The 15,205-nt window shown below is 66.5% G+C and carries 13 protein-coding genes; 6 read left to right on the top strand and 7 right to left on the bottom strand.

What is annotated here, in order from left to right; all coding sequences use genetic code 11:
- Positions 1-267: 267 nt before the first annotated feature.
- Positions 268-2,169 (top strand): FAD-binding monooxygenase, encoded by a 1,902-nt coding sequence (locus AC3A4M_RS08665; protein WP_498735265.1) that lies wholly within the window; start codon positions 268-270, stop codon positions 2,167-2,169.
- 105 nt (positions 2,170-2,274) lie between these two features.
- Here AC3A4M_RS08665 and AC3A4M_RS08660 read toward each other — a convergent pair whose 3' ends face one another.
- The 4 genes from AC3A4M_RS08660 to AC3A4M_RS08645 all read right to left on the bottom strand — a co-directional run bounded on the left by AC3A4M_RS08660 (position 2,275) and on the right by AC3A4M_RS08645 (position 6,297).
- Positions 2,275-2,934, bottom strand: a complete 660-nt coding sequence (locus AC3A4M_RS08660) for a GntR family transcriptional regulator (protein ID WP_498735263.1) — start codon at positions 2,932-2,934, stop codon at positions 2,275-2,277.
- Positions 2,935-3,029: 95 nt separating this feature from the next.
- The gene (locus AC3A4M_RS08655; protein WP_498735579.1) at positions 3,030-3,986 is read right to left on the bottom strand and encodes a transketolase family protein; all 957 of its coding nucleotides are present in this window, start codon (positions 3,984-3,986) and stop codon (positions 3,030-3,032) included.
- A 47-nt stretch (positions 3,987-4,033) separates the two neighbouring features.
- Entirely contained in the window at positions 4,034-4,918 is an 885-nt protein-coding gene (locus AC3A4M_RS08650; RefSeq protein ID WP_498735261.1) for a transketolase, read from the bottom strand.
- A gap of 38 nt (positions 4,919-4,956) precedes the next feature.
- Positions 4,957-6,297, bottom strand: coding sequence for an MFS transporter (locus AC3A4M_RS08645; RefSeq protein ID WP_498735260.1), 1,341 nt, complete (start codon positions 6,295-6,297; stop codon positions 4,957-4,959).
- A 251-nt stretch (positions 6,298-6,548) separates the two neighbouring features.
- On the opposite strand from AC3A4M_RS08645, the gene AC3A4M_RS08640 reads away from it, so the two are divergent.
- The 4 genes from AC3A4M_RS08640 to AC3A4M_RS08625 are packed head-to-tail and all read left to right on the top strand — an operon-like array spanning position 6,549 to position 10,472.
- Positions 6,549-7,376: a sugar phosphate isomerase/epimerase family protein gene (locus AC3A4M_RS08640; RefSeq protein WP_498735258.1), complete on the top strand. Its 828-nt coding sequence runs from the start codon at positions 6,549-6,551 to the stop codon at positions 7,374-7,376.
- Between the two features lie 28 nt (positions 7,377-7,404).
- The gene (locus AC3A4M_RS08635; protein ID WP_498735256.1) at positions 7,405-8,178 is read left to right on the top strand and encodes an SDR family NAD(P)-dependent oxidoreductase; all 774 of its coding nucleotides are present in this window, start codon (positions 7,405-7,407) and stop codon (positions 8,176-8,178) included.
- A 51-nt stretch (positions 8,179-8,229) separates the two neighbouring features.
- A complete protein-coding gene (locus AC3A4M_RS08630) occupies positions 8,230-9,984 on the top strand; it encodes a dihydroxyacetone kinase family protein (RefSeq protein ID WP_498735254.1) in 1,755 nt (584 codons plus the stop codon).
- An 8-nt stretch (positions 9,985-9,992) separates the two neighbouring features.
- Positions 9,993-10,472, top strand: coding sequence for a ribose-5-phosphate isomerase (locus tag AC3A4M_RS08625; RefSeq protein ID WP_498735252.1), 480 nt, complete (start codon positions 9,993-9,995; stop codon positions 10,470-10,472).
- A gap of 51 nt (positions 10,473-10,523) precedes the next feature.
- On the opposite strand, the gene AC3A4M_RS08620 is transcribed toward AC3A4M_RS08625, so the two are convergent.
- Genes AC3A4M_RS08620 through uriH form a run of 3 tightly spaced genes read right to left on the bottom strand, consistent with a single transcriptional unit; the run spans position 10,524 to position 13,947 of the window.
- Complete coding sequence (locus AC3A4M_RS08620; protein WP_498735251.1) at positions 10,524-11,483, bottom strand: ribokinase; 960 nt, start codon at positions 11,481-11,483, stop codon at positions 10,524-10,526.
- Complete coding sequence (gene uriT / locus AC3A4M_RS08615) at positions 11,480-12,904, bottom strand: uridine transporter UriT (RefSeq protein ID WP_498735249.1); 1,425 nt, start codon at positions 12,902-12,904, stop codon at positions 11,480-11,482. Before uriT ends, AC3A4M_RS08620 begins: the two co-directional genes overlap by 4 nt.
- The gene (gene uriH / locus AC3A4M_RS08610) at positions 12,901-13,947 is read right to left on the bottom strand and encodes a uridine-preferring nucleoside hydrolase UriH (protein ID WP_498735247.1); all 1,047 of its coding nucleotides are present in this window, start codon (positions 13,945-13,947) and stop codon (positions 12,901-12,903) included. Before uriH ends, uriT begins: the two co-directional genes overlap by 4 nt.
- Positions 13,948-14,155: 208 nt before the next feature.
- On the opposite strand from uriH, the gene AC3A4M_RS08605 reads away from it, so the two are divergent.
- The gene (locus AC3A4M_RS08605; RefSeq protein WP_498735578.1) at positions 14,156-15,148 is read left to right on the top strand and encodes a LacI family DNA-binding transcriptional regulator; all 993 of its coding nucleotides are present in this window, start codon (positions 14,156-14,158) and stop codon (positions 15,146-15,148) included.
- The last annotated feature ends 57 nt before the right edge of the window (positions 15,149-15,205 follow it).

The raw sequence follows: 15,205 nt of genomic DNA, 5'->3' as shown, positions 1-15,205 counted from the left end.
CTGCCCTTGAACGTAAGACGTGCACCATTGCCTGGCCCAGCAATTTCTGCCCTGCAGAATGCCGCGGCTGCCTCCCCAGGCGTACTCGCCGAGCCAGGCGAGCTGCGAACATACCCCACGTTCCCCCTTACGACGAAACAGTAGTTGTTACCTGCGTCATGTTTGCCTTAGAGTATTTACACCGAAAGCTATTCGATTATCGAGCGCTACGTTCTATTATCGAACACAAACCAGGCCGACAACGGCACAACGAAGTGAGGAAAGCCCGTGCAGTTCCACCACCACGGTTACGTTTCAGGTGACCCGAAAGTCCAGCCGGCTGCCGGCGTCGGCATCGATCGCCCCGCCGAACTCCCCGACGAGGTCGACGTCCTCATCGTGGGTTCCGGGCCGGCAGGCATGCTCACTGCCGCCCAGCTCGCCCAGTTCCCTAACATCAACACGCGCCTGGTCGAACGGCGCGGCGGACGGCTGGAGCTCGGCCAGGCGGACGGTATCCAGGCCCGCAGCGTCGAGACTTTCCAGGCCTTCGGCTTCGCCGAGGAAATCACCGCCGAGGCTTACTGGCTCACGGAGATGAACTTCTGGCGCCCGGACACGGAGAACCCCAAGCACATCGTCCGCGGCGGCCGCGCCCTCGACGACGAGCATGGCGTCAGCGAATTCCGGCACCTGATCGTCAACCAGGCCCGCGTGCTGGACTACTTCGCCGAGTTTGCCCACAACTCCCCGGCACGCCTGAAGCCCGACTTCGGCTGGGAGTTCAGCTCCCTGGAGGTCACCGACGAGGGCGACTACCCCGTTAAGGTCACCCTGGTACGCAGCGCCGGATCGGATGAAGGCCAGCAGCGCGTCGTGCACGCCAAGTACGTTGTCGGCTGCGACGGCGCCCGCAGCAAGGTCCGCGCCTCCATCGGCTGCACCCTCGCCGGTGACGCGGCCAACCACGCCTGGGGCGTCATGGACGTCCTGGCGAACACGGATTTCCCGGACATCCGCACCAAGTGCGCCATCCAGTCGCATGACGGCGGTTCCATCCTGCTGATCCCGCGCGAAGGCGGCTACCTCTTCCGCATGTACGTTGATCTCGGCGTCGTGCCCGAGAATGACAAGGGCGCGGTCCGCAAGACCTCCATCGAGCAGATCATTGCGAAGGCCAACGAGATCCTGACTCCCTACACGCTCGACGTGAAGAACGTCGCCTGGCACAGCGTTTACGAAGTCGGCCACCGCCTCACCGACAGGTTCGACGACGTGCACCTTGAGGACCTCGGCACCCGCACCCCGCGCGTCTTCATCACCGGCGACGCCTGCCACACCCACAGTGCCAAGGCCGGCCAAGGCATGAATGTGTCCATGCAGGACGGCTTCAACCTCGCGTGGAAGCTCGGGCATGTGCTGGAAGGCCGCGCTCCGGAGAGCCTGCTGTCCACCTACTCGGCCGAGCGCCAGGTTGTGGCGAAGAACCTCATCGACTTCGACAAGGAATGGTCGACGTTGATGGCGAAGAAGCCCGAGGAGTTCAGTTCCCCCTCCGAGCTTGAGGACTTCTACGTCCGCACCGCCGAGTTCCCCGCAGGCTTCATGACCGAGTACGCACCCTCGATCCTCACCGGCGAGCGGGTCCACCAGGACCTCGCCACCGGGTTCCCCGTCGGCAAGCGCTTCAAGTCCGCCAAGGTCTCGCGCGTCTGCGACACCAACCCGCTCCACCTCGGACACCTGGCTACCGCCGATGGCCGCTGGCGCATCTACGTCTTCGCCGACCAGGCGCAGGCCGGCGCTGCCTCGCCGGTCGCCGACTTCGCCGAGTGGCTGAAGAACGCCCCGGACTCGCCGCTCGCGGCCACCCCGGAGGGCGCGGACCTCGACGCGTGGTTCGACGTGAAGGTCATCTACCAGCAGAAGCACGAAAACGTCGATATCAATGCGGTGCCTGACGTGTTCAAGCCCCAGGTCGGACCGTTCCAGCTGACCAACCTCGAGAAGGTCTTCGGCGTTGCCAAGGACGAGGACATCTTCGAAGCGCGCGGCCTCGACCGCGGCGGCGTCGTCGTGGTGGTCCGCCCGGACCAGTACGTGGCCAACATCCTGCCGCTGACGGCGACTGCAGAGCTGGCCGAGTTCTTCGCCCCGCTCCTGCGGGCCCGCCAGCTCAAGAAGGCCTAGGCCAGGGCGCCTTCAGGCGCAGCGCAAAAAAGACGCCGGCCGTTCGGCTCCGTAAGTACGGAACTGAACGGCCGGCGTCGCGCGTTGGAAAGAGTTCTGGCGGGACTAGCCAACCAGGACGCTGGCTGCGCCTTCCATATGCGCGCCGATCGTCTCGGTGGCCTTCACAGCGTCCCCGGTTTCGAGGGCGTCGACGATGTCGCTGTGCCGTTTGACGTCCATGTTCCGTACGGCGCGTTCCAGGCCGGCGAACATGATGGACATGCGGATGTTCCCCTCCAGAGAGCGCCAAGAGTGCAAAAGCGTTTCGTTGCCCGTGAGCCGGCACATGGTCCGGTGGAAGTTCAGGTCCGCTTCAATCCGCCCTTCCAGCCCGTCTTCGGCAGCCGCCGCCATTCCATCGACCGCGGCACGGAGTTCCTTGATGACGTTGGCGCGGTCCTCCAGCGCACAGAGCTCGCGGGCGGCGAGGGACTCAAGCGCGGCGCGGACCGAGAAGATGTCGCGGATCTCTTTAGCGTCGAGGTGGCGGACCGAGAGCCGCCCGCGCGCCCCGGCGGAGATCAGGCCTTCCTGCTGCAGCTCGCGCATCGCCTCGCGGAGGGTGCCGCGGCTGATCTGCAGCGTCTCCGACAACTCGGTCTCCACCAGATGGGTGCCCGGAGCCAGCTCGCCGGTGGTGATGGCACGGCGCAGTGCGGCCAGGGCCTGCTGCCGGAGGCTGGTTTTTTCCAGCCCGAGCAGCGACATCGATTCTGCAGCCATGGTGTTCAACTTCCTCAGGTGCGGCCGGGAACGACTGTTGACAGTTGTTCTGTTAACAGTCGATCTTACGGCCGTCCCGGGGCTTACCGCACTCATCACACCTCAAGTTCGGCCAGCACCGTGGCAATGATGCGGTCCACGGAGAGTCCGTAACGCTCGTGCAGGGTGGGCAGGGCGCCGGCGTGCAGGAACTCGTCCGGCAGCGCAACGGGGACAATCCGCTTGCCCAGTCCGGCCTTCACCACCTCGGCCGCAACGGTTTCGAACAGTCCGCCGATGACGGTGTGGTTCTCCAGTGTCACCACCAGCCGGTCGGTATTGACCTCGGCCAGAACCGTTTCGGCGTCGAACGGTTTGATGGTCGGCGTATGCACCACGGCAACGTCCACGTTGTGCGCGGCCAGGTCCTTCGCGGCCTGCAGCGCTCGCATGGTCATCAGCCCGCTGGAAACAAAAACGACGTCGGCGCCGCCGCGCAGGACCTTGGCCTTGCCCAGTTCGAAGGTGTAGCCGTACTCATCAAGTACGGTGGGCACGTTGCCGCGCAGCAGGCGCAGATAGGTGGGGCCCTCGCTGGCGGCCAACTGCGGTACGGCCTGCTCGATGTCCACGGAGTCGCACGGGTCCACGATGGTCAGATTGGGCATGCCGCGGAAAATCGCCATGTCCTCGGTGGCCTGGTGCGACGGGCCGTAGCCGGTAGTCAGCCCGGGCAGGCCGCCCACGATGTTCACGTTCAGGTTCGGTTCGGCCGCATCCAGACAGAGGAAGTCGTAGGCCCTGCGCGCGGCGAAGACCGAGTAAGTGGACGCGAACGGGACCAGCCCGGTCTGGGCCATGCCGGCGGCGGCGCCGAAGAGCAGCTGCTCGGCCATGCCCATCTGGAAGAACCGTTCCGGGTAGGCCTGGGCAAAGATGTACATGTCCGTGTACTTGCCTAGATCCGCGGTCAGACCGACGATCTTGTCGTTCTCCTGTGCCGCCTTCACCAGCGCGTGGCCGAACGGGGCGGGCGCGGTCTTCTGGCCGGGATCGGCGAAGGAGGCGATCATCGCCGAGGTCTTCAGCCGCGGCTTGGCGGGGGTTGCGGCGGTGGTGCTCACTTGGTTTCTCCTTCGTACCCGGCGGTAAGCTGCTCGCGGCAGAGCTGCCATTCGTGTTCCTCGATGCGCATAAAGTGCGCCTTTTCGCGGTACTCCAGCAGCGGCACCCCCCGGCCAACCTTGGTGTCGCACAGGATGACCGAGGGCTTGCCCTCGGGCGCGGCCTGCGCGGCGGCGGCGTCGAAAGCCGCCAGCAGGGCGCCCATGTCATTGCCGTCCACCCGCTGTACGAACCAGCCGCAGGCAGCCCACTTGTCCGCCACCGGCTCGGTCCGCAGCACGCTGTCGGTCTTGCCGTCCGCCTGCAGTGCGTTGATGTCCACCATCGCCGTTAGGTTGCCCAGCTGGTGGTGGGACGCGCCCATCGCGGCTTCCCAGGTGGAGCCTTCGTCCAGTTCGCCGTCGGAAAGGAAGTTGAAAACCCGCGCTTCCGACCCCTGGTAGCGCAGGCCCAGAGCGGTGCCGACGGCGATCGTCAGCCCGTGTCCGAGCGATCCGCCCGAGATCTCCATACCGGGTGTGTAGGTGGACATGCCGGACATCGGCAGACGCGAATCGTCGGATCCGTAAGTGTCCAGTTCCTCGACCGGAACGATCCCGGCCTCGGCCAGGGCCGCGTAGTGGCCGATTGCGTAGTGCCCCGTGGAGAGCAGGAACCGGTCGCGGCCCTCCCACTCCGGATCCTCGGGGCGGTGGCGCAGCTGGTCCGCATACACCACGGCGAACATGTCGGCGGCGCCCAGGGCCTGGCCTACGTAGCCCTGGCCCTGCACCTCCCCCATGTTCAGGGCGTAGTGCCGGATCCGGTAGGCGGCGGCCTCGGCCCGTCCCCGCCGGGACCCGGTGGTCTCCGGGCTGTGGATGCTGGTTATCAGTGTCAACGTGGATTCCTTAGGTGAAAAGTACGACGGCGAAAAGATCAGACGCTTACTTTGGCCGGACTGGCAGTAGCTTCGGCCTCGTCCGCCAATTGGCGCTCCCGCTTGCCCCAGGTCTCCCGGGTAATCAGCGCGGCCCAGAGGCCGATGGCGCCATACGCACTGAACAGCAGTGCCGGTCCCATCCAGCCCAGGGCCATGAACAGCAGGGTGGTGATGAACGGGGTGAAGCCGGAGACCATGGCGGAGATCTGATAAGCCAACGAGGCACCGGAGGCACGGGTCTTGGCCTGGAACAGCTCCGGGAACCAAGCCCCCTGGGCGCCGGCCAGCGAGTTCTGGCAAACAGCGTAGGAAAGCACAATCGTGGCGATGACGAACAGGAACATGCCGGTATTGACCATCAGGAACATCGGGATGCCGAACAGGACAGCGAAGGCGCAGGAGAAGATGTAGAGCGGGCGCCGGCCGACCTTATCGGTGAGACGTCCCCACGCCATGGTGGCGAAGATTCCGATGCCGGACGCGATGCAGAGGGCAGTCAAGGTCTCGGTATTGTTTGCCAGTTCCTCGGTGTGCAGGTAGGAAATCATGTAGGTAACGGAGACGGCATAGCCGGCCGTCTCGGCGATCCGCAGGGCAATGCCCCGGAGAATGGTCCGCCAGTCCGTACGGATAACTTCGACGATCGGGGACTTGACGATCTGGCCGTGTTCCTTGACGTCGTCGAACACCGGGGACTCCGGAACCTTGGACCGGATAATCAATCCGACAGCCACCAGCACAATGCTGGCCAGGAACGGCACGCGCCAGGCCCACTCGTTGCCCAACTGGACACTGAAGAGGAAGACCAGGTTGGCCAGCAGCAGACCGACAGGGAAACCTGCCTGGACGATGCCGGTGTACTTGCCCTTCTGTTTCCACGGGGCGTGTTCGTAACTCATCAGGATGGCTCCGCCCCATTCGGCTCCGAACGCCAGGCCCTGGATGATACGCACGAAAACCAGCAAGGCGGGCGCCAGCAGTCCAACCTGCTCGTATGTAGGCAGCAGGCCGATGGCGAAGGTGGCCAGGCCCATCAGGATCAGCGAGGCGACCAGGACCGGTTTGCGTCCGAGCTTGTCACCCAGGTGGCCGCCGACAATACCGCCGAGCGGACGGGCCGCGAAACCCACCCCCAGGGTTGCGAAGGCAGCCAGTGTTCCGGTCAGCGGATCGGCGCCGGGGAAGAACGCCGTGCCGAAGTAGAGGGCCGCGGCGGTGCCGAAGCCGATGAAGTCGTAGGTCTCGATTACCGCACCGACACCTGAGCCGATGGCGACGCGCTTGGCGTCTTTGGTGCCGTGAACGGGTCCACGCATTGTCAGAGCTTCGTTGCCCATGGAATTACCTTTCGAAGCGATGCCGGAGGCGGGGGGACTCCGCTTCCGTCACTGTTGACAGTCAACAGGATATGTCAACCAGTGTGAGTCGCGCCACTCGCCAATGTCAACAGTCAACACAAACTTCTTTCTAAGGTTGACTGTTGACAGTCAACTCATCTAGCGTGGTTCGCATCACAACTCCTCTGACGGCACGGGGTGCATTGGCAACCGACCGCGAGAGGCGTTCCGACTTTCACAAGGGACCAAGAATGACGTTCCATCCCCGTTTAGGCTGCTCCACCATCAGCTTCCGGCACTTGGACCTGCCGGCTGCGCTGGAGACCATCGCCGGGCTCGGGTTCACGGAGATTGATCTCGGCGCGCTCCCCGGTGTCTGCGACCATGTGCCCTACATACTCGACGAGCCAGCGGTAGCTGCCGTGGCCAAGACCGTGGCGGAATTCGGCCTGCAGGTTCGCTCGGTCAACGGCGACGTCGGCGACCTCAACCGGCCGCTCGGCCTTCAGAAGCGGGTGGAGCGGACGCGGCATCTGGACATGTTGCTCTCCCTCGCCGAGCAGACCGAGGCACGGGCCCTTGTACTACCCTGCGGCGCGCTCGATCATGCACCCGTAGGCACCCTCGACGATGACCTGGACCTGGTGGCGGCGGAACTTACCGCAGCCGCCGCACGGGCGGCGGGCACCCGCGTCGAAATTTGGACTGAATCCCTGCACTTCTTCCGGCTCTGCTTCAATACCGAACGGGCGCAGCAGCTGACCGGCCGGCTGGTGGGCAGTGACGTGCGGCTGGTCATGGACTTCAGCCACATCGTCGCGTCCGGCGGCAGCCCGGAAGACTTCATCAATCGTTTCCATGAGCGGATCGCCCACGTCCATCTGCGCGATGCGGTGCCCGGGGACATCAACCTGAGCATCGGCAATGGTCAGGCGGACTTCGCCGCCGGGCTGAAGGCGCTGGCGGACAAGGGCTACACCGGCCACTTTTCACTTGAACTCGAGACCCGCGACGTCACCAACGATCAACGCCCTGCCGCCGCAGCCCGCGCCGCGGCAACCATCACCAACCTCATCTAACCTGCATCACAGCACTCAAGGAGACATCATGACCACCATTCAGCGCACTGCCGTCATCACCGGAGCTACCTCGGACCGCGGCATCGGCATGGCCACCGCGCGCCGCTACGCCCGCCTAGGCTGGGCCGTCGTCGTTCTGGACCTCGACGGCGAAAAATCCGCCAAGGTGGCCCGCGAGATCGGCAACGAGCTCAACGTGCCTTCCTTCGGTTACGAGATCGACGTGACCAGCGAAGACTCGGTAGCCGCAGCGCAGGCCGCGGTGGAAGCGGAAGTCCGCGCAGGCAACCTGCCCGCGGTGGGCGCCCTGGCCAACATCGCCGGCATCACCTCCCCCGTCCCGTTCCTGGAGACCAGCCTCGAACTGTGGAACAAGGTCATGGCTGTGAACGCCACCGGCACGTACCTGGTCACCAGGGCTTTCCTCCCCGGAATGCTGGAGCACAAGTGGGGCCGGATTGTGAACATGTCCTCGGTCTCCGCCCAGCGCGGCGGCGGCGTCTTCGGCAAGGTTCCCTACTCCTCGGCCAAGGCCGCAATCCTCGGCTTCACCAAGGCCCTGGCCCGCGAGCTCGGCGACAGCGGCGTGACCATCAACGCCGTTACCCCCGGAGCCGTGGACACCAACATCCGCGTCGGCACCACCCCTGAGCTGGAAGCGGCGATCGCCCGCGACATCCCGCTGGGCCGCACTGGCAGCACCGAGGAAGTCGCCGCGGTCATCACGTTCCTCTCCAGCGAGGATGCTTCTTACCTGACCGGCTCCACCTTCGACATCAACGGCGGAAGCCACATGTACTAGGCCGCACAGCGCCGGCCCCAGTTCCATCCGTCCCGCCCTGAGGAAACCATCATGACCAGAATCTTCAATGACCCGGCTGTCTTCGCCGAAGAGGCGCTGCAAGGCTTCTGCGATCTCCACGCCGACCTGGTCCGCCAGGTCGACGGCGGAGTTGTCCGCCGTCGACGTCCCGCCCAGCCGAAGGTTGCAGTCATTGCCGGCGGCGGCTCCGGCCATTACCCCGCCTTCGCAGGTCTGGTGGGCCGTGGCTTTGCCGACGGCGCCGTGGTGGGCAACATTTTCACCTCGCCATCGGCGCAGCAGGCGTATTCGGTGGCCCGTGCCGCAACGTCGGGCGCTGGCGTGGTTTTTACTTACGGCAACTACGCCGGGGACGTGATGAACTTCGGACTCGCCAGCGAAAGATTGGCGGCCGAGGGTATCCCGGTCGCCAATGTCGTAGTCACGGATGACATTGCCTCGGCGGTCCCCTCCGAAGCGGACAAGCGCCGCGGTATCGCTGGCGACTTCACGGTTTTCAAAATCATGGGCGCAGCCGCAGAAGCCGGCGCTCAGTTCGACGACGTGGTCCGGCTGGGCCGCAAGGCCAACAGCCTGACCCGCACTATCGGCACCGCCTTCGCCGGCTGCACCTTTCCCGGCGCCGACACCCCGCTGTTCGCCATCCCGGACCGGCAAATGGGACTCGGACTCGGCATCCATGGCGAGCCCGGCCTGTTGGATACCGCATTGCCTTCCGCCGTCGAACTCGGACAGGAACTTGTGGCACGGGTCCTCGCCGAAAAGCCCGGCGGCGCCGGGAACCGGATCGCCGTCATCCTCAACGGCCTAGGGTCCACCAAACATGAGGAGCTCTTTGTCCTCTGGCATACCGTTGCCGCGCAGTTGCGGGAGGCCGGTTGCACGCTGGTGCTTCCGGAGGTGGGCGAACTGGTCACGTCACTGGACATGGCAGGGGTTTCGCTGACCGTCACCTGGCTGGACGAAGAGCTTGAGCCGCTGTGGGCCGCTCCGGCCGAAACCGCGGCCTACCGCCGCGGCGTACTTTCCGCAGCCGTGGACGGCGCCGACGCTGACGCTCCTGCCGAATCCGAAGAATCGTTGCGCACCGTGGTTCCGGACTCCACGACCGAATCCCGGGAGTTTGCGCAGCTTTGCGTTGCAGCTTTGGAAACCTCCCGGCTGACGTTGCACGAGGCCGAAACCAGGCTGGGCGATATGGACGCCGTGGCCGGCGACGGTGATCACGGACGGGGCATGGTCCGCGGGATCGATGCCGCGTTCAACGCCGCCGTTTTGGCGGCAGACAATGGTGCGGGCGCCGGAACTGTGCTCGCCGCTGCGGGAGATGCCTGGGCCGCGAAGGCCGGCGGCACCTCCGGCGTCCTCTGGGGTGCCGGACTCCGCGCCTTCGGCGAGACGATCGGCGACACCTCGGTCCCTTCTTCCACAGCGCTCGTGACGGCGGTGCAGTCCTTCACCGACCGCATCCTCACGCTCGGCAAGGCGGAACCGGGCGACAAGACCATGGTGGATGCCCTCCTGCCCTTCCACCGGACCTTGACAGAAGCGGCTGCACGCGGCACCGGCGCGTTCTCCGCTTGGGAGCAGGCTTGCCGCGCCGCGGCCGGGGCGGCCGAAGCGACTGCTGCCTTGTCACCCCGGAAGGGCCGTGCCCGGCCGCTGGCCGAAAAAAGCATTGGTACCCCGGATCCGGGTGCCACCTCGCTCGCCATGGTGAGTGCCGCCGTCGTACGCCGATTTACTGCACCCGCCCCATCAACTGCTCATTCCACAGCTAGCTAAGGAAAACCATGACACTGCGAGTGATTCTCGGCTCGGACGAAGCCGGCGTCGACTATAAGGACCAGGTTCTGGCGGACCTGCGGCAGGACCCGCGCGTGGGCGAGGTCGTCGACATCGGCGTCAACCGCGCCGACGAAGACTTCGCCAAGGCGTACCCGTACATCGGCATCGCTGCAGGTGAGATGATCCGCGACGGCCTGGCCGACCGCGCTATCCTCTTCTGCGGCACCGGACTCGGCGTGGCCATCTCCGCCAACAAGGTCGAGGGAATTCGCGCCGCCACCGCCCATGACTCGTTCTCGGTGGAGCGTTCCGTCCTCTCTAACGACTGCCAGATCCTGACCATGGGGCAGCGGGTCATCGGGCTGGAGCTGGCGCGGCGGCTGGCCAAGGAATGGATCGGTTACAAGTTCGACCCGACATCGGCCTCCGCCGCCAAGGTCCAGGTGCTGGCCGAGTTCGAGGGTGCGGCCGCCGCGCGCGGCTAAGTCCTTACTTCAGGCCGCCGCCTCTGGAGGTCAGGCGCCGGCCTCCGGACGTCAGACGCGGGACTGCAGGTGCGCCACTTCTTCGAGCCGCGGATACGCGGCCTGGGTTCCCTTCTTCGTGGCGGCGAGCGCCGCGGCGACCGAGGCGAAGGCGGAAGCCTCGGCCAGGGTCCCCCCGGCGGCAAGCCGTGCGGCGAGGGATCCGGTGAAGGCATCGCCGGCTCCGGTGGTGTCGACGGCGAGGACCTTGGTGGGGGCAATCCTTGTGATCCGGTTGCCTTCGTCGGCGCGCGAGTCCAGCACCACGGAGCCATGGGCGCCGAGCGTGACCACGGCCCGCTCCAGCCCATGCTCCGCGAACTTCAGCCGTACGGGCTCCCACTCGGCCGGTTCCGCGCCGGTGCCGGGCATTTCGGCGCCGCCGAGGAACAGCGAGGCTTCGTGCGCGTTGACCAGCAGGACGTCACTGAGTTCGGCCAGGCTCTGCGGTACCGGCGCATAAGGCGAGAGGTTGAGCAGCACTGTTGCGCCGGCGTCGTGCCCTGCTTGGGCGGCAGCTTCCACGGTCTCCAGACCGGCCTCGAGGCAGAGGCAGACCACAGCGGCGCCGTCGAACGCGTCCTGCGCTGCCGTAATGTCAGCCGGCGCGACCGTGCCGTTGGCGCCGGCGGAGTAGATGATGGTGTTCTCGCCCTGCGCATCCACGGTGATGACGGCGACGCCGGTCTCCGCATCGGCCGTACGCCGCACGCGGGAAACGTCCACGCCCGCTCCTGCCACGGAGGCCAACAGCATGTCCCCGTTGGAGTCCTCGCCCACGGCACCGATCAGGGCAACGTTGCCGCCCAACCGACCCGCGGCCACCGCCTGATTGGCGCTCTTGCCGCCCGGGTTCACGGCGAAGCCCTCGCCATGAAGGGTCTCGCCCGGGTTGGGCAGCCGCTCGGTGTAGATGGTCAGGTCCGCGTTCAGCGAACCAACGACGACGATGCGTCCGGCTTCCGGGTTCACTTTTCCACCTCGGCGTCGACGGGCTTGGGGATCAGCAGCGAGGCCGCGAAGGCCGCGACCGTGATGACCAGGCCGACCACCACCACCGTGAGGTAGGAGCCGCGGTCGCCGAGCGCCGAGGTGCCCACGAGCACCGCTGGCAGCACCAGGAAGCTCAGCCCGGCGCCGAGGTTGAAGGCGCCGGCGTTCATGCCGGGCAGGAAGCCGGGGTTGCCCGGGGGCGAGAGCACCACGCCGAGCCCGTTGAGCATAATGTTCGCGGTGCCGGCGTACATGATGCCGAGCAGCGCGGTGCCGGCGACCATCAGCGGCAGGCTGTCCAGCCCGAACAGCACGATGATGAGCAGCGAGACGATGCTGCCGATCATGCCGACGCGCAGCACATTGGTGTAGCCCAGGACCGGCGCGAGGCGTCCGCTGATCGGGCCGAAGACCCAGCCCAGCAGCGCGTACGGGGTCAGGATAAGCAGGGCGGTTTCAGTCGGGCCGATGCCGAACCCGGGGGCGGCGGCCTGCACGTAGGCGGGGACAATCCCGTTGATGACGGCGAAGATGCCGGTCATGGTCAGGACCGTGGTCAGCAGCGGGGCCCAGGTGGAGCGCTGGCGCAGGTGGACAATCTCGACCATCGGCTGCTTGGTGCGCTTTTCGGTGGCCCAAAAGGCGGCGAACGCGGCGGCGGCCACTGCGATCAGGACCAGCGAGAGGACCAGCGTGCCCATCGAGAACGCGCCCACCAGCTTGGCGGCCTCGTTCAGGGCGGTCAACAGGGCGCCGACGGCGACCACGATGAAGACGACACCGGTCCAGTCCATCCGGGTTCCGGCCTGCGGCTTGCTCTCGGGCGTCAGCACGGCGACGAGGACCGCGGCGATCACGCCGAGGAGCACCATGAACCAGAAGATGCTGCGGAAGCCATAGTGCTCGGCCATGTAGCCGCCGAGGAAGGAATCGACGCCGGCCACACCGCCGTTGACCGCGAGGATGACGCCCATCAGCGTGCCGTAAGTCTTCAGGTTGGGCACGGCGGTGCGCAGCATGATCAGGCACAGCGGCACGGTGGGGCCGCTGACGCCCTGGATGATCCGGCCTACGAAGAGCCAAGTGACGTCTGGGGCGAGCGCGGCGATTACGGAGCCGGCGGCGGTCAGCAGCATCATCCCGACGAGGATGCGTTTGCGGCCGACGATGTCGCTCAGCCGGGGCAGGAACAACGAGAACAGCGCGGCGGTGGTGAAGAACCAGGTCTGGGACAGGCCGATGGCGGCCTGGTCGGTCTGCAGCTCCTCGCCCATGGTGACCAGGGCGGGGCTGAGCATGGAGGCGTTGAGCTGGAAGGCCACGCAGGCGGTCAGCAGCGCGACCATCAGGGCGGTGGTGCCGCCGCGGGTGGTCTTGGTTTCGGTGAGAACGGCGCTCATTTCGCGGCCATCCCGGTGGTGACGGGCGCTGCGGAGGCGTGTGCCGCCGTCGTACTCGTGTTGACGGGTGTGCCGAGATCCACCTCGCCGATCCGGACCAGCGCATCGGTGACCAGGTTCCAGAACTTCGTGCGGTCCAGGTCAACGGCCACGGACGTGTGGCAGTCCGCCGGGGCAGGGGCGCGGAAGTCGGCGACGGTCATGCCGAGGGTCAGCTTGCCCTGCAGCTCGATGTCCACCGGGACCTTCCGGGTGGTCATGACGCTGGGATCGATGACATATGCGACGGCGCACGGGTCGTGGACCGGCGGGAAGTCGAAGCCCTGCGCGTCCTTGTAGGTCTGCGCGAAGAAGTCCATCAGCTCGCGGACAAAGCGGGCCGGGCCGGTGCCGACGGCTTCGATCTGCGCGACGACCTCGGGGGTGGCCAGCGCCTGGTGCGTCAGATCCAGCCCCACCATGACCACGGGCCACTTCTCGTTGAAGACGATGTGCGCGGCCTCGGGGTCGATGATGATGTTGAATTCGGCCACGGCGGACCAGTTGCCCACGTGGTAGCCGCCGCCCATCAGGACAACTTCCTTGACCCGCTCCACGATGCGCGGCTCCTTGCGGGCGGCCATCGCGATGTTGGTGAGGCCGCCGGTCGGGACCAGGGTCACGGTGCCGGGCTCGTGCGTCATGATCGTGTCGATGATGAGATCGACGGCGTGGCGCGGGTCCAGCTCGATGCTGGACTCGGGCTGCGCGGGGCCGTCCATGCCGGACTCGCCGTGGATGTCCGGCGCGGTTTCGATGGTGCGCACCAACGGGCGGTCGCAGCCGGCGGCGAACGGGACACCGGTGATGCCGGCGATGGTGCCTACGGCCAGGGCGTTCTTGGTGACTTTGGCCAGGGTCTGGTTGCCGACCACGGTGGTCACGGCGAGCAGCTCGATGTCCGGGTTGCCGTGCGCCAGGAGCAGCGCCACGGCGTCGTCGTGCCCGGGATCGCAGTCCAGGATGATCTTCTTCGGTCCAGGGTTCACGGAAGTGGCGTCCATGTTTTCTCTCCACGTCATCGGGGCCCGCCGCAGCGGGATTCAGTCACAGGAAGTGTGACACCTCTCCTCCGTTCACGTCAAACGCTTGACGTGAACCACGTCAAGCGCTTGATGCCTTGCGGTGCTTGGACGTGCTTATCATGGGCTCATGGATTCCTCGCGCCCTCCCCAGCAGCCGCCGCCTCCGGGTCGTCGGGTGACCGCGGCGATGGTGGCAGCACGCGCGGGGGTCTCGCCGGCGACGGTTTCCTTGGTGGCAAACGGCAAGACGCGCGGCCGGGTCTCCGAGGACAACATCTCACGGGTCCGGCAGGTCATCGCGGAGCTCGGCTATGTGGTGGACAGCGTCGGCAGTTCCCTGGCGAGAGGTGTCAGCTCCATCGTGGTCCTGGTGGCGCCGGACATTTCCAACCCGTTCTTCGCCAAGGTCATCGCCGGGGTCCGCGAGTCGCTCGGCGCGGACTTCCAGCTGCTGCTCTCCGTCACCGAGGCCGGCGAATTCCCGCGCGCCGACGACATCCGGCGGATCCTCGCCCTGCGCCCGGCCGGTCTGCTGGTCGATGCCCCCGACGCCGCGTTCCTCGAAGACCTCTCCACCACCGGCCCCATGGTGCTGCTCGACGCGCCCGGGATGGAGGCCTACGCCCCCTCCGTCAACCTCGACGTGGCCCACGGCGCCCGCGAGCTCGCGGCACACCTGGCCGCTTCCGGCCACCAGCGCGTGGCGTATCTGGACAGCGTGACCGGAACGGCCACGTTCGCCATCCGCCGGACCGCCTTCCTTGAGGAGGCGGCCGCGCGCGGGATGACCGTAGACCCGGCCCACCAAATCAGCACAACGATCGACGTCGGCGCGTCGGCCGAGGCGTTTGCCGCTGCCTGGCCGCAGTGGCAGCAGGCCGGCGTCACCGCCGTCGTCTGCGCCACCGACACCCACGCCTACGGCGTTCTGCAGGAAGCCCGCGTTGCCGGCGTGCGGATCCCGGATGAACTCGCCGTGGCCGGCTTCGACGACCTGCCGTACTCCGCCACCAGCAACCCCGGCCTCACCAGCGTCCATCTTCCCGCCGCGCGCCTGGGTCTCAAGGCCGGCGAACAGCTGCGCGGCCTGATCGAGGGCCGCGACCTTGAGCAGCCCCAGCTCACGTTGGAGAGCTCGCTGATCGTGCGCGGCTCAACCGAGCGGGCCACCGCCAACTGACTAACGACGGCGGCACTTCGGTTCATTTGCGGGGATGGCAAGCGCCTCGGGCTATGT

This window comes from Arthrobacter sp. Soil_C_60 (genome assembly GCF_057656375.1).
The sequence above is the reverse complement of the archived record's forward strand: the minus strand, read 5'-3'. Positions and strand labels throughout refer to the sequence as shown.